The organism is Kurthia zopfii (assembly GCF_003143955.1).
Taxonomy (GTDB): domain Bacteria; phylum Bacillota; class Bacilli; order Bacillales_A; family Planococcaceae; genus Kurthia; species Kurthia zopfii.
In genome coordinates this window covers 15758-41590 of record NZ_QFVS01000003.1, presented here as the reverse complement: position 1 = coordinate 41590, position 25833 = coordinate 15758, and the positions used below count along the sequence as shown (strand labels likewise).

The 25833-nt window shown below is 37.2% G+C and carries 32 protein-coding genes; 18 read left to right on the top strand and 14 right to left on the bottom strand.

Annotated elements, in window-relative coordinates:
* Window position 1: 1 nt before the first annotated feature.
* From DF281_RS01925 to DF281_RS01890, 8 genes are all read left to right on the top strand, one after another.
* The gene (locus tag DF281_RS01925) at window positions 2-967 is read left to right on the top strand and encodes a FecCD family ABC transporter permease (protein WP_109348551.1); all 966 of its coding nucleotides are present in this window, start codon (window positions 2-4) and stop codon (window positions 965-967) included.
* On the top strand, window positions 957-1724 hold the full coding sequence (locus DF281_RS01920) for an ABC transporter ATP-binding protein (protein ID WP_133538357.1): 768 nt from the start codon (window positions 957-959) through the stop codon (window positions 1722-1724). Before DF281_RS01925 ends, DF281_RS01920 begins: the two co-directional genes overlap by 11 nt.
* 162 nt (window positions 1725-1886) lie before the next feature.
* Window positions 1887-2297, top strand: a complete 411-nt coding sequence (locus DF281_RS01915) for a VOC family protein (RefSeq protein WP_109348549.1) — start codon at window positions 1887-1889, stop codon at window positions 2295-2297.
* A 63-nt stretch (window positions 2298-2360) separates the two neighbouring features.
* A complete protein-coding gene (locus tag DF281_RS01910) occupies window positions 2361-3215 on the top strand; it encodes a DUF72 domain-containing protein (RefSeq protein WP_109348548.1) in 855 nt (284 codons plus the stop codon).
* 37 nt (window positions 3216-3252) lie between these two features.
* Window positions 3253-4617, top strand: coding sequence for a bifunctional metallophosphatase/5'-nucleotidase (locus DF281_RS01905; protein WP_109348547.1), 1365 nt, complete (start codon window positions 3253-3255; stop codon window positions 4615-4617).
* 75 nt (window positions 4618-4692) lie between these two features.
* Complete coding sequence (locus DF281_RS01900; RefSeq protein WP_109348546.1) at window positions 4693-5793, top strand: HD-GYP domain-containing protein; 1101 nt, start codon at window positions 4693-4695, stop codon at window positions 5791-5793.
* Window positions 5794-5999: 206 nt separating this feature from the next.
* A complete protein-coding gene (gene lipA / locus DF281_RS01895) occupies window positions 6000-6917 on the top strand; it encodes a lipoyl synthase (RefSeq protein WP_109348545.1) in 918 nt (305 codons plus the stop codon).
* A gap of 34 nt (window positions 6918-6951) precedes the next feature.
* Window positions 6952-7323, top strand: coding sequence for a YutD family protein (locus tag DF281_RS01890; protein ID WP_109348544.1), 372 nt, complete (start codon window positions 6952-6954; stop codon window positions 7321-7323).
* 50 nt (window positions 7324-7373) lie between these two features.
* On the opposite strand, the gene DF281_RS01885 is transcribed toward DF281_RS01890, so the two are convergent.
* Entirely contained in the window at window positions 7374-7640 is a 267-nt protein-coding gene (locus tag DF281_RS01885; protein ID WP_109348543.1) for a DUF3055 domain-containing protein, read from the bottom strand.
* 85 nt (window positions 7641-7725) lie between these two features.
* Between DF281_RS01885 and DF281_RS01880 the strand changes: the two genes are divergently transcribed.
* Both DF281_RS01880 and DF281_RS01875 read left to right on the top strand, forming a co-directional pair.
* Window positions 7726-8178, top strand: a complete 453-nt coding sequence (locus DF281_RS01880; RefSeq protein WP_109348542.1) for a DUF86 domain-containing protein — start codon at window positions 7726-7728, stop codon at window positions 8176-8178.
* A 1-nt stretch (window position 8179) separates the two neighbouring features.
* Window positions 8180-8938 carry a TIGR01457 family HAD-type hydrolase gene (locus DF281_RS01875; RefSeq protein ID WP_109348541.1) on the top strand — a complete coding sequence of 253 codons (759 nt, stop codon included), beginning with the start codon at window positions 8180-8182 and terminating at the stop codon, window positions 8936-8938.
* Window positions 8939-8989: 51 nt separating this feature from the next.
* Here DF281_RS01875 and DF281_RS01870 read toward each other — a convergent pair whose 3' ends face one another.
* Both DF281_RS01870 and DF281_RS01865 read right to left on the bottom strand, forming a co-directional pair.
* Window positions 8990-9964 carry an ornithine cyclodeaminase family protein gene (locus DF281_RS01870; RefSeq protein ID WP_109348540.1) on the bottom strand — a complete coding sequence of 325 codons (975 nt, stop codon included), beginning with the start codon at window positions 9962-9964 and terminating at the stop codon, window positions 8990-8992.
* 5 nt (window positions 9965-9969) lie between these two features.
* Window positions 9970-11265, bottom strand: a complete 1296-nt coding sequence (locus DF281_RS01865; protein ID WP_109348539.1) for an MFS transporter — start codon at window positions 11263-11265, stop codon at window positions 9970-9972.
* Between the two features lie 122 nt (window positions 11266-11387).
* On the opposite strand from DF281_RS01865, the gene DF281_RS01860 reads away from it, so the two are divergent.
* Entirely contained in the window at window positions 11388-11882 is a 495-nt protein-coding gene (locus tag DF281_RS01860) for a helix-turn-helix domain-containing protein (RefSeq protein WP_109348538.1), read from the top strand.
* A gap of 149 nt (window positions 11883-12031) precedes the next feature.
* Here the strand turns inward: DF281_RS01860 and DF281_RS01855 are convergent, their stop codons facing one another.
* Window positions 12032-12268 (bottom strand): YuzB family protein, encoded by a 237-nt coding sequence (locus DF281_RS01855; RefSeq protein ID WP_109348537.1) that lies wholly within the window; start codon window positions 12266-12268, stop codon window positions 12032-12034.
* Between the two features lie 176 nt (window positions 12269-12444).
* Between DF281_RS01855 and DF281_RS01850 the strand changes: the two genes are divergently transcribed.
* Complete coding sequence (locus DF281_RS01850; protein ID WP_109348536.1) at window positions 12445-13509, top strand: NAD(P)/FAD-dependent oxidoreductase; 1065 nt, start codon at window positions 12445-12447, stop codon at window positions 13507-13509.
* 52 nt (window positions 13510-13561) lie between these two features.
* On the opposite strand, the gene DF281_RS01845 is transcribed toward DF281_RS01850, so the two are convergent.
* Entirely contained in the window at window positions 13562-13888 is a 327-nt protein-coding gene (locus DF281_RS01845) for a YuzD family protein (protein WP_109348535.1), read from the bottom strand.
* Window positions 13889-13969: 81 nt separating this feature from the next.
* Between DF281_RS01845 and DF281_RS01840 the strand changes: the two genes are divergently transcribed.
* Window positions 13970-14191: a NifU family protein gene (locus DF281_RS01840; protein ID WP_109348534.1), complete on the top strand. Its 222-nt coding sequence runs from the start codon at window positions 13970-13972 to the stop codon at window positions 14189-14191.
* Between the two features lie 153 nt (window positions 14192-14344).
* Here DF281_RS01840 and DF281_RS01835 read toward each other — a convergent pair whose 3' ends face one another.
* Entirely contained in the window at window positions 14345-15031 is a 687-nt protein-coding gene (locus DF281_RS01835; protein WP_109348533.1) for a DUF2225 domain-containing protein, read from the bottom strand.
* Between the two features lie 144 nt (window positions 15032-15175).
* Between DF281_RS01835 and DF281_RS01830 the strand changes: the two genes are divergently transcribed.
* From DF281_RS01830 to DF281_RS01815, 4 genes are all read left to right on the top strand, one after another.
* Entirely contained in the window at window positions 15176-15538 is a 363-nt protein-coding gene (locus tag DF281_RS01830) for a HesB/IscA family protein (RefSeq protein ID WP_109348532.1), read from the top strand.
* Between the two features lie 181 nt (window positions 15539-15719).
* Window positions 15720-16775, top strand: a complete 1056-nt coding sequence (locus DF281_RS01825) for a hypothetical protein (protein WP_109348531.1) — start codon at window positions 15720-15722, stop codon at window positions 16773-16775.
* Window positions 16776-16852: 77 nt separating this feature from the next.
* Window positions 16853-17344, top strand: coding sequence for an NUDIX domain-containing protein (locus DF281_RS01820; RefSeq protein ID WP_109348530.1), 492 nt, complete (start codon window positions 16853-16855; stop codon window positions 17342-17344).
* A gap of 73 nt (window positions 17345-17417) precedes the next feature.
* Window positions 17418-17747 (top strand): YuiB family protein, encoded by a 330-nt coding sequence (locus DF281_RS01815; protein ID WP_109348529.1) that lies wholly within the window; start codon window positions 17418-17420, stop codon window positions 17745-17747.
* Window positions 17748-17792: 45 nt separating this feature from the next.
* Here DF281_RS01815 and DF281_RS01810 read toward each other — a convergent pair whose 3' ends face one another.
* Complete coding sequence (locus tag DF281_RS01810; protein WP_109348528.1) at window positions 17793-18287, bottom strand: divergent PAP2 family protein; 495 nt, start codon at window positions 18285-18287, stop codon at window positions 17793-17795.
* 65 nt (window positions 18288-18352) lie between these two features.
* Here DF281_RS01810 and DF281_RS01805 point away from each other — a divergent pair, with 65 nt between their 5' ends.
* Entirely contained in the window at window positions 18353-19855 is a 1503-nt protein-coding gene (locus DF281_RS01805; RefSeq protein ID WP_109348527.1) for a leucyl aminopeptidase, read from the top strand.
* 80 nt (window positions 19856-19935) lie between these two features.
* Here DF281_RS01805 and mnhG read toward each other — a convergent pair whose 3' ends face one another.
* Genes mnhG through DF281_RS01770 form a run of 7 tightly spaced genes read right to left on the bottom strand, consistent with a single transcriptional unit; the run spans window position 19936 to window position 25703 of the window.
* Window positions 19936-20310: a monovalent cation/H(+) antiporter subunit G gene (gene mnhG, locus DF281_RS01800; RefSeq protein ID WP_109348526.1), complete on the bottom strand. Its 375-nt coding sequence runs from the start codon at window positions 20308-20310 to the stop codon at window positions 19936-19938.
* The gene (locus DF281_RS01795) at window positions 20294-20575 is read right to left on the bottom strand and encodes a Na(+)/H(+) antiporter subunit F1 (RefSeq protein WP_109348624.1); all 282 of its coding nucleotides are present in this window, start codon (window positions 20573-20575) and stop codon (window positions 20294-20296) included. Before DF281_RS01795 ends, mnhG begins: the two co-directional genes overlap by 17 nt.
* A complete protein-coding gene (locus tag DF281_RS01790; RefSeq protein ID WP_109348525.1) occupies window positions 20575-21054 on the bottom strand; it encodes a Na+/H+ antiporter subunit E in 480 nt (159 codons plus the stop codon). Before DF281_RS01790 ends, DF281_RS01795 begins: the two co-directional genes overlap by 1 nt.
* Before the next feature lie 7 nt (window positions 21055-21061).
* A complete protein-coding gene (locus DF281_RS01785; RefSeq protein WP_109348524.1) occupies window positions 21062-22546 on the bottom strand; it encodes a Na+/H+ antiporter subunit D in 1485 nt (494 codons plus the stop codon).
* Window positions 22539-22880, bottom strand: coding sequence for a Na(+)/H(+) antiporter subunit C (locus DF281_RS01780; protein WP_109348523.1), 342 nt, complete (start codon window positions 22878-22880; stop codon window positions 22539-22541). The genes DF281_RS01785 and DF281_RS01780 overlap by 8 nt, the downstream gene beginning before the upstream one ends.
* Window positions 22880-23302 carry a Na(+)/H(+) antiporter subunit B gene (locus DF281_RS01775; protein WP_109348522.1) on the bottom strand — a complete coding sequence of 141 codons (423 nt, stop codon included), beginning with the start codon at window positions 23300-23302 and terminating at the stop codon, window positions 22880-22882. Before DF281_RS01775 ends, DF281_RS01780 begins: the two co-directional genes overlap by 1 nt.
* Window positions 23289-25703: a Na+/H+ antiporter subunit A gene (locus DF281_RS01770; protein ID WP_109348521.1), complete on the bottom strand. Its 2415-nt coding sequence runs from the start codon at window positions 25701-25703 to the stop codon at window positions 23289-23291. The genes DF281_RS01775 and DF281_RS01770 overlap by 14 nt, the downstream gene beginning before the upstream one ends.
* Between the last annotated feature and the right edge of the window lie 130 nt (window positions 25704-25833).

Sequence of the window (25833 nt, the reverse complement as noted above, 5' to 3'; positions counted from 1 at the left end):
AATGAAGAAAATTTTGATTGCCTATAGTGTCATGGTCGTTGTATTTCTCGTAGTACTTTATGAATCAGTCGTACTCGGAAGTTTACAATTAAACTTTGGCGAAATTATTAAAGGGGTATTCGGGGATCGCTCGGGTGCAACTGCGGTAGTATTCGATTTAAGATTTCCGCGTGTATTAATCGCAATTTTTGCGGGTGCATCTCTTGCGCTTGCGGGTGCTTTACTACAAGCTGCGATTAAAAATCCACTTGCTGATCCAGGAATTATCGGGATTACTTCAGCAGCGATGTTAGGGAATGTAGTTGTTATTAACTTCCTACCACATTTATTTTTCTATTCACCAATTTTTGCATTTGCAGGTGGTGTCATCGCATTTGTTATTTTATATGCGGTTACGAAGAAATACGATATGTCACCCGTTTTTGTCTTACTAGTCGGGATTGCTTTGAATGCTGTATTTACAGCCATTATTAAAGTATCAGGCGTAACAGCTATTCATTTTACTGAAAGCACAGGCTTAAGTATGAAAACTTGGGAAGATGCCAATCTGTTAATGGGCTTCAGCATATTCGGGATTATCGCCGCGTTAATATTAGGGCCAGTCTGCAATATGCTTGGTTTGAGCGAGAAAACGATTCGTAGTGTTGGATTCCCAGTTGGAAAAGCGCGTTGGGTGGTCATTATTATTTCCGTTTATTTAGCGAGTGTATCTACAGCAATTGTTGGTTCAATCGCATTCATCGGATTATTAGTACCCCATATTGCAAGAATGCTTGTTGGCTCAAATTATAAAGTACTCTTACCATTCACCGTATTATTAGGTGCGACAATGTTATTAGCAGCCGACACAATCGGACGAATGATTGTGCCACCATTTGAAATTACTGCTTCCATCATTATGTCGTTAATTGGTGGGCCATTCTTAATTATTCTAATTAGAAAGTTTGGTAAAATTTATGGACATTAAAAATCTAACTTTTTCATATGATAAAAAGAAACCATTTATTGAGTTGAATCAATTGACGATAAAAGATAGTAAAATCACAACGATTATTGGACCGAATGGTAGTGGGAAGTCGACACTACTTGGTTTGATCGCGGGTCATTTAAAAGCGCATAGCGGAGAAGTGTTACTAGATGATGTGAATATTCATCAAATTTCAGCAAAAGAGCGAGCGAAGAAAATCGCCGTTGTTCATCAGCAAAATGAAGCACCTGAACATTATACTGTGCGACAACTTGTGAAAATCGGTCGTTATCCGTATCGGAATAAATTTGGCCAAAATGAAGAAGTTGATGAACAAATTATTGATGAAGCGATTGAAGCGGCTTCGCTAACTGCAGAAGAAGAACGATTCGTTTATCAATTATCTGGTGGTCAAAGACAGAGAGCTTGGTTGGCGCTGGCGTTTGCACAGCAAAGTGATTATCTATTATTAGATGAGCCGACTACGTATCTTGACCTTCACCATCAATTAGATTTATTAGCAAGAGTTGAAGAAAAAAATAAAACGCAAAATCAAACGATTGTCATGGTGTTACATGATCTGAATCAAGCTTTACAATATAGTGATGAGATTATTGTAATGGATGGTGGAAGGATTATTGCGCAAGGCGAGCCATTTGAAGTCATGACGCCTGAATTTATCCATAAAGTATTCAAATTGAATGTATTGTTCTTTGAAGATCCAAATGGTGTAAAACATTTAATAAATATAAAATAATTTCTTAAAAGTAGGTTTATATTTATTGGAACAGGGAAATTAATATTGTCTCATCTATTCTGTGTAAGAAATGTGAAATAAAAGTGAAAAAAATTAAAATTTCATTCAATTCTGATAGAATAGATACAAATATGTTAATTATGGGAGGAAGGATTGTATTAAATGTTTCAAACTCACCAATCTGAAAAGGAACTACTAGTTTCTGACTTAGAACTTTCAATGGACTATTACTCTACGATTTTTGGAATAAAAGAGCAAAATTTAAAGATAGTCGATGAAGATTTCGGATTTTCATTAAGCTTAAAACAAGCCGAGGACCTTACGAAAATTCATCCTAAAAAACTAATGCCAGAGGTTTATGGAGTTGTTGATACGGTGGAAGATTTATATACACTGTATTTGAATTTTAGAGAGAATGGAGCTTTGTTTGCATTTAACCCCCGTGATACATATGACGATGGCACGAGAGCGAAGGAATTCGCCATTCGTGATTTAGATGGCTATATTATAGCATTTCGAACAAAGTCAATTATGAAAGACCAAATACTATTTGATCATCCACTTGCATTTTAGTGGATGTTTTTTTTATTGGATTTAGCTTATTATTAAAGAAGGAATTAAGGAAGGAGAATGACTATGATACGAATTGGTTTGACGGGTTGGGGCGATCATCCTGCAGCATATAGCAAAACGACGAAATCCTCGGATAAATTATTTGATTATAGCGGTCATTTTCCACTTGTAGAAGTCGACTCATCGTTTTATGCGATTCCAGCTGTGAAATCTATTAAACGTTGGATTGAAGACACTCCAGATACCTTTAAATTCGTTTTTAAAGCTTATCAGGGCATGACAGGGCATATGAGGGACAACTTACCGTATGAGACAAAGGGCGAGATGTTTGAAGCTTTTAGAGTAGCAGCAGATGTACTTCTCCAAGCAGATCGATTAGCGCTCGTTCTCGTACAGTTTCCACCATGGTTTGATTGCCAAGTTAAAAATGTACAATATTTACGCTATGTGAAGGAACAGCTCCCGAACTATCCTATTGCGATTGAATTTCGAAATCGCACTTGGTATGACGAGCGATTCGTAGAAGGTACACTTTCATTGTTAAGAGATTTGGATTTTACACATTCGGTTTGTGATGAACCACAAGTAGGGGAAGGCTGTATTCCATTGCTTCCACAAGCAACAAATCGGATTGGTTTCATGCGATTTCATGGACGAAATATTCATGGCTGGCGCAATCCAGGCAATGCAGATCAATGGAGAAAAGTCCGTTTTTTATATCATTATAATCAAGAAGAATTGCAGGAGTTAGCCGATGCAATTCAGACTTTAAATAAGCAGGTTTCAGAACTATACGTCGTTTTTAATAATAATTCAGAACATGATGCCTTTCCGAATGCGAAAGAGATGATGGAGATGTTAGAATTAGAGTATGAAGGCTTGGCACCAAAGCAATTAGATTTATTTGATGAAGATTGATTTTTTGAATTGCTTTGGATCAGAAGGAGTGAGGCAAATGGAAAAAATTCATATTTATCATACGAATGATGTGCATAGTCATTTAAAAAGTTGGCCTCGTGCGAGAACTTTTTTACAACAAAGAAAACAAGAACACTTGGATCGAGGAGAAGCATGCTTCATTTTCGATTTAGGTGATTTTATCGACCGTGCTGATTTGTATACAGAAGCTTCTCTAGGTCGCGAGAATATGCATTTATTAGAAGCTGCAGGGTATGACGCGGTAACGATTGGTAATAATGAAGGAATTACACTTTCCAAAGAGGCACTTGAAGCATTGTATAAAGATGTGAATTTCGATGTCATTTTATCTAACCTAAAAAATAGTGATGGGTCACAACCATATTGGGCAAACCCATATAAAATATACACAACTGAAAATGGCCTAAAAATAGGGGTTCTCGGTGCAACAGCGCCATTTTATGAATATTACGAACCGCTTGGGTGGAAAATAATAGAGCCTATTGAAAATATGCAAAAAATTGCTAAAGAAATAGAAAAAAAGACCGATATTTTAGTGTGTCTGTCACATTTAGGTATTACGGCTGATGAACAATTAGCGAATACAATTGATTCGGTAGACCTAATTATTGGCGCACATACACATCATGTATTCGAAAATGGCAAAAGAGTTGAACAAGCACTTTTAACGGGAGGCGGGAAGTTCGGTACATATATCGGGCATTCTACAATTGAAGTTGAAAGTTTAAGTTCTGCGAATAAAAAAATAGATACTGAGCTGATCAAATTAGATCAACTCCCACATATAGAGGGTGAAACGAGAGAAGTTGAAGCACTTCAACTTTGGGGGAAGGAACATCTTGATGTCGAAGTGTTCAAAGCTGGCCGCTATTATAATAAGGAATGGAAGCACGATAGTCATTTGGCGCGGTTGTTTTCAAAAGCTTTATTAGATTACGCACAAGCAGACTGTGCTTTTTTCAATGCGGGTGTTTTTATGACTCCTTTAGAAAAAGGCTCTGTAACAGCATATGATCTCCATCAAATGTTGCCCCATCCAATTAATGCTTGTCTAATCGAGATGACAAGTGAGCAATTGATTCAATGTTTACAAGAAATTCAAACACATTCTGAATGGCCGGATATTGAAGTGAAGGGTTTAGGATTCAGAGGGCGTGTGCTTGGTAAAATCTTGCAATATGATTGTCAATTGGTTGATGGTCAACTTTTTGTTAAAGGAATCAAAAAAGAACTAACTGATTCTATACAAGTAGTTACCTTTGATATGTTTACATTTGGATGGTTTTTCCCAGAATTAAAAGACATGAAGAAAAAGTATTTATTACCGCATTTTCTAAGAGATATTTTAGCGATTTATGGGTATAAATATTTCGGAAAATAACTATAAATTTGTTATTTTTTTCTGCGTTTATAGTATATAATCATTAATAGAATAAACAGAAAATGGGGATTTAGGATGAGGCTAATTTCAACGAAATCGCTCAGAGAAGGCATGATAATTGGCAGAACGATTTGGAATGACTCTGGAACACCTTTACTACAAGATGGTGTGAAAGTTTCAGAACGAATCATTAATCGTCTGCAAATGCTTAATATACATTATGTCTATATTGAAGATCGAATTTCTCAAGGTATTGAACTCGTTGAGACAATACCACCACAAGTAAGACATCATGCCATAAAAAAAATAGAAAATTCATTTAAAGAAATCAAGCAACCAAATGGTAAGCCAGGCGCTACATATTGTTTAGATGAAAAATCCAAACAGTTCGTATCAATCATTGATGATTTGATGAATTTCATACTTGGAAGTAAAGAGATTGTAACGGTATTAAGTGATGCTTTTATTTACGATGAGTATATTTACCAACATTCACTACAAGTAACGATTTATTCTATTTCAATCGCGCGTAAACTCGGCTACAATGCTGAGGAAATTCGTCAAATTGGAATCGGAGCTATGTTACATGATGTTGGCAAAATGCTCGTACCTTTTGAAATTCTAAATAAACCAGGAAAACTTACAAGCGAAGAATTCGATGAAATGAAATTACATGCAAAGTATGGTTTTGATTTATTGCGAAATTTACATACGATTTCTCTATTATCAGCCCATTGTGCATTCCAACATCATGAACGCTTGGACGGTAGTGGTTATCCTAGAGGTTTAGTTGATTATGAAATTCACCCATATGCCAAAATCATCGCAGTAGCAGATGTTTTTGATGCAGTAACATCCAACCGTATATACAGAGGGAAGATGCTGCCTTCACAAGGAATGAATATAATCCTTGAAGGCAGCGGTACACTGTATGACAAAAAAGTAGTAGAGGCGTTTCAAAAAACGATTGCAACTTATACGAACGGAACGATTGTTTTACTGTCCGATGGCAGAAGGGGCGTAGTCGCAAAACAAAACTCTGAAAATCCAAGTTTACCTAGTTTACGTATTTTTGAAGAAGATGATCAAATTTTGAAAGCTACATACGAATTGAATCTAGCATTGGAAAATGTAGAAATCATTAAAGTAGAACTTGATTATGTTATAACAGAGTAAAAAAATTAATTAATATGAAACAATGCCGTTCAACTCGACGATCAATTAGAGTGGGACGGTATTCTTTTTCATTAAAACAATCTACCTGTATTACTTTGAAAAAACAGGACGTAAATTAAGTGAAATGTGGTTGTCACAAACTGGGGTTTATGGTACATTGACACAAGAAAGAGACTACATAAAATTGTGACGGGAGCTGGATATTTGTGTCATCATGTAAACCAACTAATACGAAACAAGAACATATTCGCAAGCCGGATTGGCTAAAAATAAAGTTAAATACGAACGACGAGTACCGTGGATTAAAAAAATTAATGCGCGAGAAAAATTTACATACAGTATGTGAGGAAGCGAGATGTCCGAATATTCATGAATGTTGGGGCGAGCGCCGTACTGCAACATTTATGATTTTAGGAGATGTTTGTACGAGAGCTTGTCGCTTCTGTGCAGTAAAAACTGGTCTTCCAAATGAACTTGATTTAGCAGAACCGGAACGCGTAGCAGATTCAGTACAGTTAATGAATTTAAAACATGTTGTTATTACAGTAGTTGCGCGTGATGACTTAAAAGATGGTGGATCAAGCGTACTTGCAGAGACAGTTCGTGCGATTCGTCGTAAAAGTCCACAAACTTCAGTTGAGGTATTACCTTCAGATATGGGTGGAGTTGAAGAAAACTTACGCATTTTAATGGATGCAAAACCTGATATTTTGAACCATAATATTGAGACTGTACGTAGCCTTACAAAACGTGTACGCGCTCGTGCAACATACGACCGTTCATTAGAATTCTTACGTCGTTCAAAAGAAATGCAGCCAGATATTCCTACTAAGTCGTCACTTATGATAGGATTGGGAGAGACGGAAGAAGAAATCTATGAAGTAATGGATGATTTACGTGCAAATGGAGTAGATATTATGACAATCGGTCAATATTTACAACCTACGAAAAAGCATTTAGCTGTTAAGAAGTATTACTCACCATTGGAATTCGGCAAACTACGTAAGATCGCAATGAGCAAAGGTTTCAGCCACTGTGAAGCAGGCCCATTAGTGCGTAGTAGTTATCATGCTGATGAACAAGTTAGTGCAGCGACAAAACAACGCCAAATGCTTAATCAGTAAGCCGGAAAATCTTCCACAATCGGAGGACGATTATATGATTATTGCAGGCTCTTATGAATATCACATTATTGAAGATTATAGAGAAGCATTTAAAGTTGAGGATTTTAACAATCGATTCAGCGATATATTAACGAAGTATGACTATATTGTTGGTGATTGGGGTTATGGTCAACTTAGATTAAAAGGTTTTTATGATGATCAAAATACGAAAGCAACATTCGATACGAAGATTGGTACGTTAGAAGACTATCTTTATGAATATTGTAATTTCGGTGCAGCCTACTTTATTTTAAAAAGAGGCGATGAACAAAAAGAAGTGAAGCCAGCTGAAGAGCAAGTGACAGAAGTTGTGGAAGAAGAAGTCGTTACTTCTGAGCCAACAACCGAAGAACCTTCAGAAGCATAAAAATAAGCCTACTAAGTACACTTTACTTAGTAGGCATTTTTTTATTCGAATTAGTTTACTAACTCATGTAAATACTCGCGTAATTCCTGCGCTTCATCAGCTGGGCGATTAAAAACATGTTCTAAGTAACCTGGTTCATCTAAGTCATCTGAGCCAATAATAGCAAAGCGACTATATTGCATATCCATGACGATGATTTTACCGTAAAAACGCGCACTTTGCATAATCGCTAAATCGTAGCGCTGATTTTCACCCATGAAGCTCACAAATCGAGTATTTGTGTCTTCTTGGTCATCATATAAGAAAAAACGTTCCATTAACATTACCCCTTCCGTACATAAAGATATGGTACTATATAAGAGAAGATTCAACAAACTTATTTCTTTGAATGGAGGAAGTACATTGTATTTCATCGACGGCAAAAAAATCACAAAAAATTTAGTTTTTATGGATTCTCTATTAGAAACTTATGAAGCTCAAACTAATTGGAAGCAAGACACAATACATGAATTAGCAGTAGCTCGTATTGCGAATGTTTTAATTGAAGCGGTAATTGATGTGGGGAACACGTTAATTGACGGATTTATTATGCGCGATCCAGGAAGCTATGAAGATATTATCGACATTTTAGTAGACGAAAAAGCGATTACTCCAGAGATGGATGCACCTTTGAAAGAGTTAATCTCTCACCGTCGTGTATTAGTAAGAGATATTTTAGAAGTTGATATTGATGCACTTATTCATACGATGAATAATATCCTTCCAACTTTAAAACAATTTAAACCGACTGTAGAAGCGTTTGTTGAAAAAGAAGCAGGAATTGTCGTAACAGCATTTATCCCTGAAGGTGAATAATATGAAGCGTTATAAAGCGTACTGTTTCGATCTAGACGGCACAGTTTACCGTGGGAATACTATCATCCCAGAAGCACGGGAAGCAATCGCTAAACTGCGTGCAGAGGGCATTAAACCATTCTTCGTAACGAACAATGCAAAGATGACACAGCAGCAGATTTACGATAAGCTTTCAAAAATGGGAATTGAACTAGAATTGGATCATATTATGTCATCTGCACTTGCGACGGCACATTATATCGCGGACAACTATCCGGCGAGTAAAGTGTATGTGATCGGTGAAGATGGTTTACGTGAAGCACTTCAATCTGTAGGCATTGAGATCGTAGAAGATGATGCTGATTTCGTTGTACAAGGTATTGATTTTGCGGTAACGTATGACAAATTGGAACAAGCAGGCTATCAATTGCAAAATGGCGCGAAATTAATTGCGACAAATAGTGATTTGAAAATTCCAAAAGAGCGTGGTTTTGTACCGGGGAATGGCAGTCTAGTGAAGTTACTAGCTGAAGTATCTTCTGTAGAGCCATTGTTTATTGGGAAGCCAGAGCCGCATATGTTGCGCACAATCCAAGAAAAATTCAATCTGCAAAAATCGGACTTACTGATGATTGGTGATAATTACGATACGGACATACTAGCCGGAATTCATTTTGACATAGATACTTGTCACGTGAATACAGGTGTCACACCAACTGAAGAAGTTCTTCAAAAAGATCAACGCCCAACCTATACAATTCAATCAATGTTGGAATTATAAATAAAAATCACTAGCTACCTTGTTCAAAGGCAGCTAGTGATTTTTTGTTTCTTATGTTAGTGAAATGTTTTGTGCTTTTGATTTCAATTTATTGTAGACGCCTTCTGCGACTGCTAGGTCATAGTAAGCGGCTCCAACACATTTGAATAATGTAATATCACTTTGACGTGTTAAGAAAGGATTAACAACCGTATCTTCCAAAGTGGCATAAACATCGTCCCAGCTCCATTTACCTTCTGCAACAGCAGCCATAAATTCGCCAGCTTCATGTTGAACGCCAGAGAAATCATCGACAATTACTTGATGTTCTTTCGTAATAAGGTCGATATCGATTTCACGCATCTCTGGTAAGTATGAGCCTACACCATTGATATGAGCGCCTTTTTGAATAGCTTCTTTACGAATAACAGCTGTTTGAGAACGTGTAGCACAGTTGATGATCAATGATTGTGAAGTTGCTTCATCTGCGCTTTCACAAATATGAATTGTCGCAGTGATGCCTTCTTGCTCAAGCTTTTCTTTGAAGTTTGCTGTTTTTTCGATCGAACGATTGTATAAATAAATATCCGTTAAATCTCTAACTTCGGCAACGCCTAGTACTTGTTCAAAAGCCATAGCGCCAGTGCCGATGACAGCTAATGTTGAAGCGTTCGGCAATGCATAGCGTTCAGTCGCAACTGCTGAAATAGCGCCAGTGCGCAGTCTTGTTAAATAAGAAGCATTCAATGCTGCTAAATGCTGTCCATCACTGAAGCTAGTCAATAAGATGATTCCTTGTGTTGTCGGCAAGCCGATTTGAGGATTATCAGGGAAAATAGAAACGATTTTTATCGAAGCTATTTCTGATTCCATATTGGCACAAGGCATGTATAGAGAAGATGCAGAACGTTCTTCAACATCTAATACAGTACGTTCTGGACTTTGGATTTTCCCGTTAGCTTTTGCTACAAGTGTTTTCTTGACATCCTTGATCGCATCCGCCATTTTATAATGTTGTTCGATTAGTGCTGCATCAAATAATAACATTTTTATTAAATCTCCTTCGTTTGAATAGTTTGTACATCCTTCGATTTATCTCGAATTGCCCATACAGATAACAGAGAAATTACAGCTGTTAAAACAATGTATATTGCAATTGGAATCCATGAATCATTAAATTTCAATAATAAAGCGGTTGCAACAAGTGGTGCAGTACCACCTGCTAATGCCGCACCGATTTGATAACCCAGTGTTACGCCTGTGTAGCGAACGCGTGCATCAAAAATTTCAGAGAACATTGTCCCAAGAACGGCAGTAATTGGAGCCCAAATAACGCCAAGTCCAATGACAGTTGAAATTAATAGTGTAGCAAAAGTATCTTGGTGTAAAAGTAAGAAGTAAGGGAATGCGTAAAGCATCATAGCGATTGTCCCGTAAACATACATTTTTTTACGACCGATTTTATCAGAAAGGCTACCCATGATCGGGATTAGAATCGTCGTTACGATTGTTGAGATCATGACAGCGATTAAAGCTTGAACATATGTGAAGCTTAATTGATTCGTTGCGTAAGAAATTACGAATGTTCCGAAAATATAGAATGGAGCAGTTTCAACAACTTTTGCGCCAATTGAAATCAAAACTTCACGCCAATGCGTTTTTAACGTTTCGAATAGTGGCACTTTTACAACGTCACCAGAATCTTTAAGTTCTTGGAAATCAGGTGTTTCATCGATGCCTTTACGAATCCAAAAACCGAATACGACTAGTAAAGCACTAAGAATAAATGGAACGCGCCATCCCCATGCCACGAAAGCTTCCATTGAGATTAATGATGTGATTAAAGTTAATGCACCAGTACCTAAGAACATACCGATTGTTACACCCATTTGTGGGATTGAACCGTATAGACCTCTTTTTTCAGGTGGAGCATATTCAAATGCAAGAAGCAATGCGCCGCCCCATTCGCCACCAATACCTAAGCCTTGGATTAAGCGAAGTGTTACAAGTAGAATTGGTGCTGCTACGCCGATTGCTTGATATGTAGGTAGTACACCCATTAAAAATGTAGCCGCCCCCATTAGCGTTAATGTCATGATTAGCGTTTTCTTACGTCCGATCTTATCCCCGATATGACTAAATATAATTCCACCAAAAGGACGAATGAAGAATGCTAAAGCAAGTGAAGCATAAGATAGTAATAAACCAACAGTTGGATCTTCTGAAACAAAGAATACTTGGTTAAAGACTAATCCAGCGACAGTGGCGTAGAGGAAGTAATCAAACCATTCAATCGAGCTACCTACTAAACTTGCCATCCAGATTTTTCTTTCTTGTTTTTTATCCATTTGTGTCACCCCTAATTACTAGTTTTGAAGTGTTACTTCAATTTCAGTGTAAATTAGTTGGTAAAACGATGTCAATTAAATTATGATAAAAGATGAAAATAAATAATGAGGTGACACCAGAAATGGCTATAGGACCGCAAATACGAATGAAAAGAAAAGAATTAAAAATGACTTTGAAGGAATTGGCAGAAAAGACAGGCGTTTCGATCAGTTTTCTATCTCAAGTCGAGCTGGATAAATGTAGCACGACATTGGAAACATTGCGTAAGATCGCTGATGCGCTAGCAATTCACCCAAGTGCATTTTTCCAAGAAGATGCTGATCATGCTGAAGATGAATTTCCATTTATTTATAAAGATTTGTCTGATGGGGTAATGGGCGCAAACTTTAAACCGCTACATATTACTTTGAAGCCGCATGAAGATCGTGGCAATGAAATTCAACATCTTGGGCATGAGTTTATTTATGTATTAAAAGGTGAAGTAATTATTACATTAGAAGGAGAAGTCCATTATTTGAAAGAAGGGCAAACTTTATTTTATGATGCATCAAAAGGACATTATTGGCGAAATGACTCTACCGAAAAATGTGAGTTACTCGTAATCTCAAATGCGTAATCTTTTGGTGAAATATCAAATTCATCCACGTTATTTCATTTAGCTTAGAGGTAATTTCTGAAAGTTAAAAATGTGAATTGTGTGAAGAAGCACTATAATAGAACAAAAAAATAAAACCATGCATATGGAAAAATGCATGGTTTTTGTATTTAAAATAATGGATTGTCTTCGATAAATTGATAAATTTTCTTTGTCAGTTCTTCTGGCGTTTCGGCTTCTACCATTTCCCCATTAACAAGGGCATATAAAGTGTCAGAGCAACGGGTACAGTAGCTTAAGCAACCATACTCAAGGACATCAATATTTGGATCGTTTTCTAGTGCTTCAAAAGCATCTTGAGCACCATTCGCCAGGTTACTAACGCAAAATTCAACTAATGGATTCATGACGCGTCACCTCTAAAGAGGATAGTACTATTTTTGCACGTTTTCGTCAATCAGATTTTATTTGTGAAATTTATCACAAAGATATTGTGAAACTTATCACAATCGTTTATACTCATTTATGGATAATGAAAATGTTACGAATTTGTTAAATATGAAGATCAAAAAGGAGAGTTTTCATGAGAAATCTAGTCTTATTGGGTGGAGGATACGGAAATATGCGTATTTTATTACGCTTATTACCAAACAATTTACCACAAGATGTGCAAATCACTTTAGTAGATCGAGCGCCATATCATAGTTTAAAAACCGAGTTTTATGCATTAGCAGCAGGAACTACTCCTGAAACACATATGCGTGTTACATTCCCGGAAAATGATCGACTTTCAATTGTATATGGTGAAGTAACAAATATTGACCGCAATAACAAAACAGTAGTTTTAGAAGATGGCAAAGAAATCGCTTATGATGAATTAGTGATTGGTCTAGGTTGTGAAGATAATTATCACAACGTCCCGGGTGCAGAAGAAAATTCTTTGAGCATTCAAACAATGGCTAAATCAAGAAAAGCATATGACGCAATTTCTGCATTACCAGCTGGCGCAACAGTAAGTGTTGTCGGAGCGGGATTATCAGGAATCGAATTAGCTTCAGAATTACGTGAAAGTCGCGCAGATTTAAAAATTAAATTATTTGACCGCGGTCCTCGTATTTTGAAAACATTCCCTGAACGTCTTTCTAAATATGTGAAAAAGTGGTTCGATAAACATGACGTAGATGTCATCGCAAACTCAAATATTACGGAAGTCGCGCCAAAAGCTTTATACAATCATGAAGATAAAATTGATGTAGATTTAGTTGTTTGGACAGCAGGGATTCAACCTGTAAAAGTCGTACGTGATTTAGAGCTTGAAATGCATCATGGACGAGTATTAGTAAATCAATATCACCAAGTGCCAACGGATGATTCAGTTTATATTGTAGGGGATTGTGCCGCATCTCAATTTGGCCCATCTGCACAGTTAGCTGAAGAACAAGGTGAACAAATCGTCACTGTACTGAAAAAAGTATGGGCGAAAGAAGCACTTCCAGAAAAAATGCCTGATATTAAATTAAAAGGCTTCATGGGTGCATTAGGTAAAAAACAAGGATTCGTATACTTAGCAGATCGTACTGTCACAGGTCGAATTGCTCGATTAATGAAATCCGGTTTACTTTGGATGTATAAAAACCAAAACGGTTAAATAAAATGAGGCCACTATGAAGTAAAAATCATAGTGGCCTCTCTTTTTTAATTTATTCAGCTGTAAAGCCGATTTTTTCTAATGCGTTGAAGACAGGTTTTAATTGAATATAACCATCGCCGATTACTTCATCATCAATTAAAACTAAAGGATAGAATAATTCATCATTGTTAATTTTTTCTGCCCATTGTGCATGGCGTTCATTCTCAATTGGTGCTTCAATATCGATGTAAGTGATAGTGAAAGGATGCTTTGGATATTTACGGCCGATTGCTGCCTCCAACCATTCATATGTATCGATTGAAGTTGGCGCATTTACACAACTAGCACATTGCACGCTAGCTCCCAAGATTTCAATGGTAGGAATTTTTTCTGACATTTTTCTTCCCCTCGCGATTTCTTTAATAGATTTTTGTGTCTATAAACATTATAATGATTTTAGGGAAAGGAGTCGATATAAATGACAGAACAAGTACAAGAAGTTTTAGATAAATTACGTCCGTTCCTTTTACGTGACGGCGGTGACTGTGAATTAGTAGATGTGGAGGACGGTATCGTAAAATTACGTTTACTAGGCGCATGCGGTAGTTGCCCAAGTTCTACAATCACGCTAAAAGCAGGTATTGAACGTGCGTTACTTGAAGAAGTACCAGGCGTAATTGAAGTTGAACAAGTATTCTAATCGTTAAATTCTAGCGATCTCAATAAGCGAAAAAGTCTAATCTGCATCGTTTGCGGATTAGACTTTTTTATTTGGTTCTATTAAATAGGTTGTGACTTTAAAGCAATGGAAAATTAATTTCATATACCAAAATTGTTAACACAGAGCCTTTTATTAACTAATTTCTTTGTTGTTAGAGCCACGCATTTCTTGCCAAATATCTTTTGTCATTTGAATAATACGTGTTTCATTTGTTGTTCTTTGTTTTTCAATTACTTTTGAGAAATGTTTTATGGCAGTTTCCTCATCATTAATTCTTCTTGATAATTCCCCGATTAAATATAAAACACGTATTTCAGTCATAGGCGTACCTCGATAGTCGCCATGCAAGTAACATTCGATATATTCATCACGTGCGCTTTCTAAAAAACGCATCTCCCAATCAAATTTTTCTTGTTCACGGTATAGCCAAGCAGTTCGTAATGCTAAACCAGCAAGAACGACATGCTTTTCTTTTTTGATTTCGCCACAAATAATCGCAAGTTGATAGGCTTGAATTGCTTGATTTAAACTGCGCTCGCCGTTAAATGAATGTTTTGTCCAGTGATCACAAATTCTTCTTTGCAATGATTCCTGTGTACCTGGAGGGAAGTAATTAGAGAAATCCTCTGTAAAAGCTAGGCCGCAATGCTCACAAACAAATACATTATATAAGGTTGGATTGACGCTATAATAATTTGATTTGAAGTCAGTATCACTTGTGACTATTTTCACAGTGCTCTTTCTAATTTTAGTCGTATTGAAATTGCTTTTACAATGAATGCAGGTAATTTGTTTGTCATAATAAGGAGTTATTTCCATATTAACAGTCCTCATTTCTCATTCTTAATCTATGACTATTATATCATGTTTTGTCGAAAAATAGCGAGAGTTGAATAAAGTCGTTGTTGTTGTATTCTTACCCTAATAATTGATATGATAAAGCAAAGAAAGAAGGTGAAGCGGATGACACAAATAGTTGATATTACTGAATCTGCAATTTTCCATATTAATGAAATGATGAAGAACAATGGTGAAGAAGGATCATTCCTACGCGTTTCTGTAAAAGGTGGCGGTTGTAGCGGATTAACATATGGTATGGGCTTCGATCAAGAGAAGTCAGAAAATGATTTTGAGTTCCAAGAATTTGGCTTAAACATTATCGTTTCTAAAGAAGATGCACCAATCCTTCAAGGCACTGTCATTGACTACAAACAATCATTAATGGGCGGCGGTTTTACAATCGAAAACCCGAATGCGATTGCATCATGTGGTTGCGGTACTTCATTCAGAACAGCTAAAAAAGCTGGTACACCTGAAAGTTGTTAATAACTTTATGAATTCGAACCTCCTCAATGTCGATTGGGGAGGTTTTTTCGTTATATACAACTAGTTCTACTTCTATCTAAATGGGTGAAAAGTATTATAATGAGCTTTGTTTTTTGTTATAATCTTCATTAAGTGGAATTTTTCTAGAAAAAATAGCCCGCTTTTTATTGGAGGAGATCAAATGAAAAAACAGATGCTTTGGACTGCATCAGCAATAATGGGTCTATCCATTTTCGCTGCACCAGTCATTGGACAAGAAAAGCCCGATTCGAACTATTCAGTATCGGCAGCAGGTAAAATTCAAAATCTGCCTTATGTAAAATATGACGATCAAACATTTAAAAAAGGAACGGTCGTAACGTATCGCACGGAAGTAAAGCATGCGAAAATCTTCGGACGTATGACTTCATTTTTAAAATTGCCAAAAGGATTCGAAGCAGATGAATCTTTTAAACCAGTATTTCTTGTCACTGTCAAAAACTCAAAAGGCAAAGTCATTCAAAAAGTAAACTTTGAATATGACGCTAAAATTCGTGATAATTATGTAGTTGCGAGAATGCCGATTGAAAGTTATACATTCGAGATTAAAGCAGTTAAAGGCATTCCAAAAGAAGGGATTACTTTATCATCAATGATTACTGGAGGAGCGATGGGAACAAGAGTCAAACATAAATTACATAGTTCTCTAGGTGAATATTTCCCTACTGGTATTTCAACGATCGTTACCACGGCCCATAGATATCAAAGTCAAAATAGTTTAAGTGGTCCAGGAGATCATAGCTACTCATCGATGTACCCGTATTATTTACCTGTAGTAGATCCTACTAATAAGAAAGAACGCGCTAGATTTGAATTCAAACAAAATCGACCAGGAATTTACTATATTCGAACTCATGAACGAGATGAAACAGATGCTACGCATTATGATATGAAGCGTTTTGTAATTTTCCAAAAAGCAACACCTCAATCATTAAAAGTAAGCGTTCCGAAAAAAGTATATAAACCTAACGAAAAAGTCGTCATGAGTGGTAGTGCTAAAGGTGAATACTTACGTTATAAATTTACGTATAAAGTGAAATCTACTACAAAGGAAACGACTGTGAGCGATTTCTCAAAAACAAAACAAGCTACATTTAAAGCACCTAAAGTAAAAGGTGACTATACATTAACAATGTATACGAAGCAGTTGAATAGTGATAAAACTGTAAGAACAAAAAAAGTCATTACCGTAAAATAATTTTCTGAAGGAATGTTGTGTGAATCACGACATTCCTTTTTTATTCGGGTATATTTGAAGTAGAGGAGGCGATTGGTTTGAAAAGTGAAGAAAGAACGCGCGTATGGCTAGGGGTTGCGGGCCTTGTCGTAAATGAAAATGGTGAATGGTTAGTTGTAATGAAGCGATATGGCGGATTAGATGGCAAATGGTCATTGCCTGCTGGATTTGTCCAACCTGGTGAAACTGTCGATCAAGCTTGTTTTAGAGAATTAGCTGAAGAAACAAATGTGAAGCCTTCATTACAAGGGTTTCTCGGTTTTCGCACAGGGGTCATTAAATACGATATAAGTGATAATTTAGCCGTATTTTTAATGACAGCCAATTCGCAAGAACAAACAATTGTGCCTCAATTAGATGAGTTATACGAAGCAAGATGGATGTCACCAGAATTACTTCGTCATGATGACAGAACTTCTATTATGATTATGGAATTACTCGACATACCAATTGAAGCAAAGCCTGCAAGACTTGAAGAATTAGATGCTGACAATATTTTCGGCTATACGGCGTATAAATTATTTTTCTAAAATAAGCCATTCAATTGAAAGGTTACTTCCAATGATGTAAACTAATGTCAATACATATTGGAGGTAGCAATCTATGGGTGGAGATATTAGTATTATTCAACTTGTATTATCCGTATTAATATTTATCGTCATGTTTTTCGGAATAGGGTTTTTACTAAATATGCTGCTCCGAGTGACGTGGTTTATGGCGATTATTTATCCAATCATCGTCATATTGATTATCGACAAGATTAAATTCATGGATTATATTTTTGATCCATCGAACTCATTTTCACAATTAGGGGAAAGATTAATTAACTTACAAACGGCGGATTTAATTATTTTAACGAGCGGTCTTGTAGGTGCGATTATCTCAGGGGTAGTTATTAAAGGTTTGCGTAGAAATGGCTACCAAATGTTTTAATAACGAAAAAACCGTTCGAATCACTGATTCGGACGGCTTTTTTTATTAGAATTGATAAGCGATTATACTGATTAAAATACCTAAAACTGCTCCACAAAACATCTCACTTTTCTTATGACCAAGTAATGTTTTGAGTTCTTTTACTTTTTCTTGGCTATCTTTTTCGGGCCAATCTTTCGCTTCTCGAATGAAATATTGGAAATCTCGGCGCAATTCGTTGATAATTAAAGCATGCTGTCCTGCTTGGTAACGAATACCAGTTGAATCAAACATGACAATCATTGCGAAAACGGCAGAAACCGCAAATAACGGCGAACTTAAACCAGATTCAAATGCGATGGCAGTCGTCAAGGCTGTGACCGCTGCAGAGTGAGAACTCGGCATCCCACCAGTCGAAAGAAAAAGCTCAGGCTTAAATTTCCTTTCGATGATTAAATGTATGGGGATTTTAATTAGCTGCGCAAAAAATATTGCGAATATTGCCAACATAAGTGGGGTATTTTGAAAAATCGCCAACTGGTTGTCAACTCCTTGATTCATTAGTCTTTGTGCCAATATATCACAGTATGGGCAAGAATTCATTTAACAACATTGGGGGAGAAAAAATGCATTTTATTAAAGAAGAGAACTTACAATCCGTTTCAACAGAGTTACTAATCGTAGGTGTTTCACAACATCAAGAGAACGTAACAGATTGGTCTAATTTTACGGCTGTATACGGAGATCAAGTGAATCAATGGATGAAAGACGAAGATATCCAAGTGAAATTAAAAGGCTTAACAAAAGTTCCGACTACATCCACTTCAGTCAAAAGAATTCTGTATGTAGGCCTTGGAAATCGTAAAGAATTATCACCAGATGAATTGCGTGAAACATTCGGTTTAGTTGGAAAACAACTTGCGAAAGATCGTGTGCAATCCGCAACAATCTGGCTTGATTCATTTGCGACGGAAGATATTCAAGCGACAGATGCAGCAATCATTGCTACTGAAGGAATGGGCATGGGGACTTTCCAAGTAGCGAATTATAAAACAACAAATAATTTACCAGATGTATCACTTGAAAAACTAACGTTCATTTCTGAAGTTGAAGAAGCAGAAATGATCGCTGCACTTGAAGTGGGCGAAATTTATGCGAATGCTGTAAATGCAGCAAGAAACTTAATCAATGAGCCAGGCAATGTGTTAACAGCTACTGCAATTGGTGAATATGCGCAGAAGTTAGCGGATCAATATGGTTTTGAAATTGAAATTCTAGGTAAATCTCAACTCGAAGAACTAGGCATGGGTGCAATTCTAGCGGTAAATAAAGGCTCGAAAGAAGAACCACGCTTAATTACAATGAAATACAATCCAAAAGAAAACTGGGAAGATGTCGTAGCATTCGTTGGGAAAGGGGTAACATTCGATACGGGTGGTTATTCAATCAAAACGAAAACAGGCATCGTTGGTATGAAAGGCGATATGGGTGGTGCAGCAGCAGTTTTAGGCGCGATGCAAATCATCGGTGAATTACGCCCAGATCAAAACGTTATGGCTGTGATCGGCTCTACTGACAATATGATTTCAGGTGACGCATTCAAACCAGATGATGTCATCACAACGTATAGCGGCAAAACAGTAGAAATTTTAAATACGGATGCTGAAGGTCGTTTAGTATTAGCGGACGCAGTATCCTATGCGAAACAACAAGGAGCAACTTCAATTATTGACCTTGCAACACTAACAGGCGGCGTGATTACGGCACTTGGTTTCGACAAAACTGGCGCATTGACGAATGATGTAGATTTCTACAATGAATTCCACAAAGCAACGGAAGAAACAGGCGAATTCACTTGGTTAATGCCATTGACTAAAAATGATAAAAAACGTATTCGTAAATCGGATGTAGCAGATCTGAACAACTCACCAGGTGGCGACGGCCATATGATTTTCGGCGGCGGATTTGTTGGTGAATTCGTTGGCGACACACCTTGGATTCATTTAGATATTGCAGGCACTTCAGATGCGATGTCAGCACATGATTTAGGACCAAAAGGCGGAACGGGTGTAATGGTGCGTTCTTTAGCAACATATATTGAGCGAAAAGCATCTAATTTAGAAGATTAATTTAAAGGGACTGGACATTGAGCCAGTCCTTTTCTTATGCAAAAAGACACTCCCGCAATAGAAAACGGAAGTGTCATAGATTATTTTTGTTGTTCTTCAAATTCTTTTTTCTTACGTTCGTATTCGGGTTTTAAATCATCTTTTACAGTTCCTGACCAAGGTTTCACACCAGAGAAGTACGCAGCTCTAGCCATGATATGCCCTCCGATTGGACCTGTAATGAATAAGAAGAGAATCCCTAAAAGAATTCTAGGGTTATAATTTCCTTCGATATACCAGAAATGAATGAACACACCGATCAGGATGAACATCACGCCGAGTGTAGCACTCTTAGAAGCTGCGTGCGCTCTCGTATACGCGTCCGGGAACCGTATTAGACCGATTGCAGTGACAATGATGAAAAACGTCCCTAAAGCTAAGCAAACGGCAATTAACACATTAATCAGAATCTCCACGGTCAATGATCTCTCCCTTCTCTATAAATTTAGAAAAGGCGATCGTCCCAATGAATGACAGAATCGCTAATAATAACGCGACTTCCATATAAAAACTTGTCTTCACATAGATTGAGAACAGCCCGACGAGCGCGATGATCGAAACACCGATTGAATCGAGTGCGATGACGCGGTCTGGAACAGTAGGACCTTTAATAAGTCGGTAGATTAAAGCGACGAGTGCAAGCGCAATCAAAATGATTAGGAAAAGAATGAAATTGTTCATCATGATCGACTCACCTCCATAATAGCTTTTTCAAATGATTGTTTGATGGAATCAATCGTTTCATCAACATCATCAATATCAATCGCATGAATGTATAGCTTTTTAGAATCATCTGATACGTGAACGACGATTGTACCGGGTGTTAATGTAATTAAACTTGAGAGTAAAGTAATCTCCCAATCTTTCTCTAAAACAGTTGGGTATTCGAAAAATGCTGGTTCCATAGTGTTTTTTGGCGCAAGTGCGATTTTGACAACCGCAATATTTGCTAACCAAAGTTCTTTTAGGAAAAGGAAGGTTAATTTGATAACCGCCCAAACACGGTGAAGATAAAATTTAGACTCGAACATATTTCGCATAATATATAACATCACTAAACCAAGTAAGTAGCCAATCGCAAATCCTTGGCCCGTAAAGTTGATGGATAAAAACATCCAAATAAACGCGAGGAAGAAGTTTAATAATATTTGTACAGCCATTATTTCATCACTCCTTCAATACCGCATCTGTGTAAACAGACGGATCAATTAGTACGTCTACAGCATCCTGCATATATGGAGTAATCCATTCTGCGCCAACACCATAAAAAACAGTGATTGCGACTAATAGAACAGACGGGATGAGTAACGCCTTGTAAGATTTTCGCTCCGCAAGAGGAACGATTGTTTTTTCTTCGCCCCAGAACGCGTAGATGAAAATACGGATGACTGATAGTAGTACGACTAAACTCGACAGTAAAATCCATAAACTTGACCAAATATTACCTGCTTCAAGCCCACCTTTAACGATGAGCATTTTGCCGATAAATCCACTAAGTGGTGGAATACCTGCTAAACCAAATGCAGCGATTAAGTAAGTCCATCCGAGAACAGGGAAGGTTTTGATCAGCCCACCCATTTTTTTCAGATTCGCAGTCCCAGTAATGACAACAATGATGCCAACGAGGAAGAACAGAGCTGCCTTAATTAACATATCATGTGTAATGTAGAACATCGCGCCCATTAAACCTTCTTCATTCATTTGAGCGACACCGAATAGAATGACACCTACTGCGATGACAACATTATAAATAATGATGTTTTTCACATTGAATGTTGAAAGAGCGCCGATACAACCAGCTAAAATAGTTAAGCAACTAAGTACGAGTAATAAAGTATGCGTGAAAGCAATGTCATGTACAAAGAATAAAGTGTATGTACGAGTAATTGCGTAAACACCGACTTTTGTTAATAACGCTCCGAATAATGCGATGACTGGAATAGGTGGAGCGGCGTATGAACTCGGTAACCAGAAGAACAGTGGGAAAATCGCTGCCTTCAAGCCAAATACGATTAAGAAAAGAACACCGATTGTCGTAATAATCCCTGGCTGACCGATTTCCGCAATTTTCACCGAGATATCGGCCATATTCAACGTGCCGACTACAGAATAAAGAAGTGCGACAGTGATGACGAATAATGCAGAAGAAACAACGTTCACAAGAATATATTTGATCGATTCTTTTAATTGTTTCTTCTCGCCACCAATAACACTTAGCAAGTATGAAGCCATTAATAGAACTTCGAAGAATACGAATAAGTTGAAAATATCACCAGTTAAAAATGCGCCGTTCACACCGGTAATCATCAATAACACACCAGGATAGTAGAAGAACTGCTCGCGCTCAATACCGATTGAACGGAAGCTATACCAAACGGTGAATAATGCGATGACGATACTCGTTGTAACAAGTATTGTCGCCATCATATCCGCTACGATTGTAATACCGAATGGTTCAGGCCAATTTCCGAAAGTGACAACTTGAATGCCAAGTGTATGAACGCGTTGGATTAATGTGAATGAAGCGACGGTCGCTGCAATTAATCCAATCATACTAACGGTTCTTTGGAATGTGATTTTTTTCGGTGCAAACATTAAGATGATTGCAGTTGCGAAAGGAATCAGAATTGGTAATAGTAAAAAGTTAATCATCTGATAATTTCCCCCTAATCTCATCCATATTATCCGTACCTAACTCTTGATAAGCACGGTAGGCAAGAACTAAGAAGAAAGCAGTTACGCCAAAGCTAATAACGATCGCCGTTAAAATTAATGCTTGTGGCAATGGATCCGCCATGTTCGTCACGCCGTCCGCAAGTACAGGAGGTGCTTCACCATCTAATCCACCCATCGTTAAAATAAGTAGATGCGCACCATGACTTAGTAAAGATGTTCCGATAATAATACGTAAAATACTTTTAGAAAGAATTAAATAAACAGCAGCCATGAATAAGAATCCAATGACAAAGGCCATCACGACTTCCATTATTCATCCCCTCCAATCGATTGAATAATAATCATCGTCACACCGACTACAACAAGATAAACACCAGAATCAAATAACATCGCTGTATGCAATTCTGTATTGCCTAGTAGTGGAATTTCAAAATGACTAAAATAATGTTTGAAAAATGCATCCCCGAAAAATACGGAGATGGAAGCAGTCCCAAGCGCAAGCGCTAAACCAACTGCCGTCATCATCATATAATTGATAGGTAATAATTTTTGTACTGTTTTAATATCATAAGTTAGTAACAGTAGTACAAGCGCACTTGCTGTTAGTAGACCTCCTACGAAACCTCCACCAGGAGCGAAATGCCCCGCTAAAAAGATGTGGATGGAGAAGAGAAAGATGATGAAGAATGATACTTGTACTGTCGTTTTTAAAATGACATTATTCATTTTCATTTGATTTCTTCTCCTTTTTTGAAAGTCTTAATTTGATCATGCCGAGAATAGCCATACCAGCGATTGATAACACCGTAATTTCAAACAATGTATCAAAGCCACGATAATCGACTAAAATGACGTTGACGATATTTCCGCCACCCGCTTCTGTATACACAGTATCTTTATAATACTGACTAATAGAAGGAATTAATTTTTGAGATTGGGCAGACAATGCTAGCAATGTCACCATAATACCAACGCCTAATGCGATTAAGAAATTGCGCATTTTAAATGGCATCGCTTCTTCATGACGAGAAAGCTTCGGTAAATGGTAGAAAGCTAATAAGAATAAAGCGACCGACACCGTTTCAATTACTAATTGTGTTAAGGCTAAATCAGGTGCGTTGAAAATTACGAAGAATAATGCAACTGAATAACCAACTGCGCCAAGTGCTATGATCGCAGTAAGTCGAGTTCTTGCGGCGAACACTGTTACAGTACTTGCGACAAGGACGAAGACGACAATAATTTCAAATAGTCCAATTTTCGCTGTGTTTTCGAAACTAAAGTTGAATCCATCTTTCCAGAACAATGTAGCGATGACAATGACCACAATGAACGAGAACATATACATTAAGTAATGTCTAATTGCGCCTGTCATATAAAGTTCTGAAATTTTCTTACTATCGACATCAGCAAGACGCATCATACGGTCGTATAAATTATTTAAAGATAATTTATCGGGTTGTAGTTGATACAATGGTTGCCATTTTTTAAGTGTTAAGAATAGAATGAATCCTATTAGTACAACACCGATTGTCATTTTTAATTCAGGTGTGAAGCCATGGAAAGCTTGAACATGAATTGCGACATCACTTGAAGCATTGTATAGCTGCGGTTGAATAGCTAGCACAGCTGGTTTAATAAAGTATTTTCCAATAACATTTGGAATGAAGAAAATAACAACGACAAGCGTCGCTAAAATAATTGGAGAAATTAACATGCCAATCGGTGCTTCATGTGGTTTCTTCGGTAATTTGTCGACTTTTCCTTTGCCCATAAATGTGTAATAAGCAAAGTATAAGCAGTAGACAAAAGTGAAAATACTCGCAATCCAAGCAACCCAAGGGATAATTGGTCCCCATGTTGAGAAATTAAATAACTCGAACTCTTTAAGAGATAGCATAGAAGTTAGGAATAACTCCTTACTTAAGAAACCGTTAAATGGAGGTAAGCCCGCCATTGATAAACTACCGATTGCAGCGATTGTAAAACTGATCGGCATTAAACTCATCAATCCACCAAGTTTGCGAATATCTCGCGTACCGGTTTCATGATCGACAATTCCGGCAATCATAAAGAGACTCCCTTTAAATGTCGCGTGGTTGATTAAGTGGAAAATCGCAGCATATGCGGCAAATGCAAAGATCGTTTGCTGTGGTGAATCAACATGTAGCGCAATACCAGCAGCACCTAACATCGCCATGATCATACCAAGTTGACTAACTGTTGAGAATGCAAGAATGCCTTTCAAGTCTGTCTGTTTGACCGCAAAGAAAGAACCCCAGAATAGCGTAATAATACCACTCGCAACAACGAACCAAATCCAATATTCACTAATGGCAAATAGAGGTGTTAATCGAGCGACTAAATAGATTCCGGCTTTTACCATAGTGGCAGAGTGTAAGTAAGCACTTACTGGTGTAGGTGCTTCCATCGCATCTGGTAACCAAATATAGAATGGGAACTGTGCAGATTTAGTAAATGCGCCAAGAAGGATTAAGACAATCATCCAGACGAAATAAGGAGATTCTGCGATTGTTGAACTATTGGCGATTAATTCACGGATGGAATAAGTGCCACCTGCGTTTGCTAATAGAAGGAAACCTCCAAGCATCATCAATCCGCCAAATACGGTGATCATCATTGATTTCAATGCGCCGAAACGTGATTTGTCACGCTTATACCAATACGCGATTAAAAGGAATGATGAAATTGACGTTAACTCCCAGAATAAATAAAGACTGATTAAGTGGTCGGATTGAACAACACCTAGCATTGCAGTCATAAACATTAATAAATAGAAGTAAAAATTATGAAGTTGTTCTTTTTTCTTATCTAAATAGAAGATTGAGTAGAGAACAACTAATGTACCGATGCCAGTAATAAGAAGTGAGAACAGTAAGCTCAAACCATCAAGATGTGAAGTAATCGAGAGATCCAATGATTTTACCCAATAAAAAGTAGAAGTAAATGGACCATCGCCAATTTTCGGTACGAATGAAGCGTAGTATAAGACTAGTGCGAATGGAACTAATAAGACGAACCAGCCTGTATGTACTCGAGATATTTTTTTATGGAGCATTGGTAGAAGCAATGCGAATAGTATTGGTAAAAAAATAAGTAGTACTTGTGTCAAAATAATCCCCCTTTCTTAACAAGAATTTTGTTGAATAATGTCAGTATATATGAAATCGATTATCTTTGCATGGTCGACAAAATAGATAAAGCCTTGAATGTGTAGAGGTTTTTCCGATATTATATATATG

Excerpts from the sequence above, each read along its gene's own strand:
- DF281_RS01860 (WP_109348538.1), top strand. The coding sequence starts at position 11,388 with ATGGCTATAGGACCGCAAATACGAATGAAAAGAAAAGAATTAAAAATG.
- DF281_RS01830 (WP_109348532.1), top strand. The coding sequence starts at position 15,176 with ATGACACAAATAGTTGATATTACTGAATCTGCAATTTTCCATATTAAT.
- DF281_RS01900 (WP_109348546.1), top strand. The coding sequence starts at position 4,693 with ATGAGGCTAATTTCAACGAAATCGCTCAGAGAAGGCATGATAATTGGC.
- DF281_RS01825 (WP_109348531.1), top strand. The coding sequence starts at position 15,720 with ATGAAAAAACAGATGCTTTGGACTGCATCAGCAATAATGGGTCTATCC.
- DF281_RS01815 (WP_109348529.1), top strand. The coding sequence starts at position 17,418 with ATGGGTGGAGATATTAGTATTATTCAACTTGTATTATCCGTATTAATA.
- DF281_RS01855 (WP_109348537.1), bottom strand. The coding sequence starts at position 12,268 with ATGAATCCATTAGTTGAATTTTGCGTTAGTAACCTGGCGAATGGTGCT.
- DF281_RS01850 (WP_109348536.1), top strand. The coding sequence starts at position 12,445 with ATGAGAAATCTAGTCTTATTGGGTGGAGGATACGGAAATATGCGTATT.
- DF281_RS01875 (WP_109348541.1), top strand. The coding sequence starts at position 8,180 with ATGAAGCGTTATAAAGCGTACTGTTTCGATCTAGACGGCACAGTTTAC.
- DF281_RS01845 (WP_109348535.1), bottom strand. The coding sequence starts at position 13,888 with ATGTCAGAAAAAATTCCTACCATTGAAATCTTGGGAGCTAGCGTGCAA.
- DF281_RS01775 (WP_109348522.1), bottom strand. The coding sequence starts at position 23,302 with ATGAAAATGAATAATGTCATTTTAAAAACGACAGTACAAGTATCATTC.
- DF281_RS01795 (WP_109348624.1), bottom strand. The coding sequence starts at position 20,575 with ATGAACAATTTCATTCTTTTCCTAATCATTTTGATTGCGCTTGCACTC.
- DF281_RS01920 (WP_133538357.1), top strand. The coding sequence starts at position 957 with ATGGACATTAAAAATCTAACTTTTTCATATGATAAAAAGAAACCATTT.
- DF281_RS01780 (WP_109348523.1), bottom strand. The coding sequence starts at position 22,880 with ATGGAAGTCGTGATGGCCTTTGTCATTGGATTCTTATTCATGGCTGCT.
- DF281_RS01835 (WP_109348533.1), bottom strand. The coding sequence starts at position 15,031 with ATGGAAATAACTCCTTATTATGACAAACAAATTACCTGCATTCATTGT.
- DF281_RS01890 (WP_109348544.1), top strand. The coding sequence starts at position 6,952 with ATGATTATTGCAGGCTCTTATGAATATCACATTATTGAAGATTATAGA.
- DF281_RS01910 (WP_109348548.1), top strand. The coding sequence starts at position 2,361 with ATGATACGAATTGGTTTGACGGGTTGGGGCGATCATCCTGCAGCATAT.
- DF281_RS01810 (WP_109348528.1), bottom strand. The coding sequence starts at position 18,287 with ATGAATCAAGGAGTTGACAACCAGTTGGCGATTTTTCAAAATACCCCA.
- DF281_RS01840 (WP_109348534.1), top strand. The coding sequence starts at position 13,970 with ATGACAGAACAAGTACAAGAAGTTTTAGATAAATTACGTCCGTTCCTT.
- DF281_RS01785 (WP_109348524.1), bottom strand. The coding sequence starts at position 22,546 with ATGATTAACTTTTTACTATTACCAATTCTGATTCCTTTCGCAACTGCA.
- DF281_RS01865 (WP_109348539.1), bottom strand. The coding sequence starts at position 11,265 with ATGGATAAAAAACAAGAAAGAAAAATCTGGATGGCAAGTTTAGTAGGT.
- DF281_RS01915 (WP_109348549.1), top strand. The coding sequence starts at position 1,887 with ATGTTTCAAACTCACCAATCTGAAAAGGAACTACTAGTTTCTGACTTA.
- DF281_RS01925 (WP_109348551.1), top strand. The coding sequence starts at position 2 with ATGAAGAAAATTTTGATTGCCTATAGTGTCATGGTCGTTGTATTTCTC.
- DF281_RS01790 (WP_109348525.1), bottom strand. The coding sequence starts at position 21,054 with ATGGCTGTACAAATATTATTAAACTTCTTCCTCGCGTTTATTTGGATG.
- DF281_RS01885 (WP_109348543.1), bottom strand. The coding sequence starts at position 7,640 with ATGGAACGTTTTTTCTTATATGATGACCAAGAAGACACAAATACTCGA.
- DF281_RS01805 (WP_109348527.1), top strand. The coding sequence starts at position 18,353 with ATGCATTTTATTAAAGAAGAGAACTTACAATCCGTTTCAACAGAGTTA.
- DF281_RS01905 (WP_109348547.1), top strand. The coding sequence starts at position 3,253 with ATGGAAAAAATTCATATTTATCATACGAATGATGTGCATAGTCATTTA.
- DF281_RS01870 (WP_109348540.1), bottom strand. The coding sequence starts at position 9,964 with ATGTTATTATTTGATGCAGCACTAATCGAACAACATTATAAAATGGCG.